Below are 3,223 nucleotides of genomic sequence, written 5' to 3'. Positions count from 1 at the left end.
GAGGAAGTTGAAGAAATCCAGAACGAAATACTTAGTGATTACGCAGATGATTTCGCAAAACATGCCCCCATTTCTGAATTTCCGAAAATACGCTGGGTATGGGACTCAGTGCCTGTTCAGTTAGCAAAAGAAAATAACAAGTTTGTATTCTCACATGTTAAGGAAGGAAAAAGAGCAGCAGATCTTGAAGATGCTCTGCAGTGGCTAAATGATGCAGGACTCATAAAAAAAACAGAACTTGTTGTAACTCCTGAACTACCATTATCAGGATTTACAGATAAAACATATTTTAAAGTCTATTTTTCAGACATTGGCTTATTACGTGCTAAATCTAAAGTTTCTCCTGAAACAATAATCAACGAAACAGAGCTGTACAGGAGATACAAGGGGGCATTTACTGAGAATTATGTTTTAACCGAACTTATTTCCAGAGGAAAGGAGCCATATTTCTGGCGTTCAGGCAACACCGCAGAAGTAGATTTTCTTTATGAGCAAAACGGTAATATCATCCCTGTCGAAGTTAAGGCTGCAGATAATACTCAAGCAAAAAGTTATAAACAGTACTGCAAAAAATATACCCCTGCAAAGGGAATAAAACTATCACAGAAAAACATAGGAGAGAATCTGTGTGAAAGTACGCCTACATTCAGTATTCCTCTTTATCTTGCATGGAATATTGATGCATACTAGAGTACAGGATTAATTCGTTTGAAATTGAATATCACAGCGGTTACCAAAATAGCTAGCCGCTGAATCAGAAAAAAATCAACTACAGAAGGTTTGCCTTTGGAAACTCCTGCTTACATTTTTTGGCTTCGCTGATGTCTATACCTGTCAGCATTGCCTGCTTCTGTTTTTTCCTGCTCTAAATCCCTATAAAAACCAGATGCTCACCATTACTCTGGCCTCAGATTAACCCACTGAACCTGACCTTTACTTTTTTATGGTATGAAAGGCTATTTACTGCTCATGCCGGTCATATCAAAGTATTCCTTCATGGCTGTCTTTTCATACTTTCTGGCATATACAAAAAGCGAGACAAAACCAATCAGGGCAAGAGCTGCACCGATAACAGTAACAAGTCTAATGGAGAGATCAAAGCTGAATGGAATACCACCTGCATAAGCACCTATAGCATTGCCAAGATTAAAGGCGGCCTGAACACAGGATGCAGCCACCAGCAGTCCTGCCGGTGCAGTGTGAAGAATCGCCACCTGTTCTGGTGAGGAGATTGCAAAAAGAAGGCCCGCATTCAAACAGATAAGAGTAATGATAAGAGCATTATACTGGCCTAAAAGAGCTATTATCAGAAGTAACACGACCGCACATAGCTGACAGTAGGAGGCGACAATACCAGGAGTGAAATGATCACATAGTTTGCCTGATATCAGATTGAAGGCAACCATAAAAATGCCCATGCAGACCATGACGGCAGGAACATACTCCAAAGATACCGAACCCAAGTCTGTGAGCAGAGGACTTACGTAACTCATCATGCAGAAAATTCCAGCATTACCAAACATTGTGGCACCGAGTACCAGCCATGGAGATTTAGTCTTCATGAAGGAAAACTGATTCTTAAAGCCACGATCTTCAATACCGCCAACATCACGAATCCACAGCACTGCACTGAGCAGAACGAAAAGAGCCCATACTGCGACAATAATGAAAATGACTCTCCAGGATAAGGAATTGGCAAGAGCGGTACCTAATGGTACGCCAAAGACATTGGCAACAGTCATACCTGCCGTCATGATTGCAACGGCACTTGTCCCCTTCCCTGCCTTTACCAGGCGCTGAGCAATGATAGAGCCCACACCGAAAAAACAGCCATGAGGCAAGCCGGCAATAAAACGGGAGATCAGAAGATAATTAAAATTATCCACCACACAGGTTAAGGCATTGCCAAACAGATGGATCAGAATCAGGATCAGAAGGATACTTTTTAATCTGAGCCTTCTCATAAAGATAATCATGAAAGCTCCGATGGCAACGCCAAGTGCATATGCTGAGATTGCGTGACCGGCCTGAGCTATTGTGACCGAGAAATCTGCTGAAAGATAAGGCAGCAGTCCCATAGCTACATATTCTGTAATGCCCAAACCTAATGTACCAAAAGCCAGAGCTATAAGTCCTTTGATATCCATTTTATGAGTAACCTTTTTTTAAATGCAACAAAAGTGAAAGCCTTATGACAGAAAATCATTTTGGCCTTTTTTTAGAAAATTGCAAACACAATATTCCACAATAATTCAGACAGCCTAGACTCCTGCTGAATACAGATAACTTTACTAGATTATGATTTTGAGTTTTCAGACTGTATCAGGAATTCTCAATCAAAAAAACGATCATCTTTTCTTAACCTTAAGAGATTCTTTTCTGGATAAAAAAATAATCCAACAGCATGCAGGATCTGGAACAGTCCTGATTTATTCTTTAAACAAATGAGAGTTCAGGGTAAAGCTCTCTGAAGCGTAAAAACGGTGTAGCGTCTTGTCTTATGATTTTGTCCGACCATGTTCGGCAATCATCCGGAGGATTGTCTGATCCGGTCAGGCGTTACACTCGTGGGGTCGCTTACTTTTTATTTCAGATATCAGCGATCCATGATTTCTCAGAGAGCTTTACCCTAGCCTTTCATACTCAAAAGCTCAGGCTATCCTTCAAAGAGGTGATTTGATGACATTCTATCCAAATGAAACCAGAACTCTTACAGGCGATGATTACAAAAGGATACAGCCAGGCTTTGATCATTCTTTTACAGGAGGATGGAGCTGCAATCTCTCTGCTATAACAGCGCTAAAACAGCATTTTGCCTCAGGAGTCTATAACGAGACTAAGTTCTATCTAACATATGATGAGGACTTAAGAAAGTACTCTGAGAATATTATTTTGGATGCTCTTAGAGCTGATCCTGCTGCAGTTGTTAAGGTTGCAGTTGAACTTTATGAAAACTATGAAATGAGGTTCAATCCTTTTTTTCTGCTGATGTATATGCTTCATCCCTACAAAGACTGGAGATCTGACATAAGAGAAGGTTTAAAAAGAATAACCAGCAGTCCAATGGACATCAAAAAACAGTTTGATCTCTATCTTTATTTCTATAAAGGCAAGAACAGACTTCCCTCCTTCTTAAAAAGATTATGGAAGAAAAGAATTGAAAGCTTTTCAAGATATCAGCTTCAGAAGTACAGGAACAGAGCCAATCTCTTTGATATCATCA

General features: G+C 40.1%; 3 protein-coding genes. 2 read left to right on the top strand and 1 reads right to left on the bottom strand.

Features of this window, described 5'->3' with window-relative positions:
- Window positions 1-690, top strand: a 690-nt coding sequence (locus QZU45_RS11800) for a DUF4143 domain-containing protein (RefSeq protein WP_295355536.1), incomplete at its 5' end; no start/stop codon positions are given.
- 266 nt (window positions 691-956) lie between these two features.
- Here QZU45_RS11800 and QZU45_RS11795 read toward each other — a convergent pair.
- Window positions 957-2,147: an MFS transporter gene (locus tag QZU45_RS11795; RefSeq protein ID WP_295355534.1), complete on the bottom strand. Its 1,191-nt coding sequence runs from the start codon at window positions 2,145-2,147 to the stop codon at window positions 957-959.
- A gap of 532 nt (window positions 2,148-2,679) precedes the next feature.
- Here QZU45_RS11795 and QZU45_RS11790 point away from each other — a divergent pair.
- Window positions 2,680-3,223: hypothetical protein (locus QZU45_RS11790; protein WP_295355532.1), on the top strand; the 544-nt coding region annotated here is incomplete at its 3' end.

Source organism: uncultured Succinivibrio sp., assembly GCF_902756765.1.
GTDB lineage: Bacteria > Pseudomonadota > Gammaproteobacteria > Enterobacterales > Succinivibrionaceae > Succinivibrio.
The sequence above is the reverse complement of the archived record's forward strand: the minus strand, read 5'-3'. Positions and strand labels throughout refer to the sequence as shown.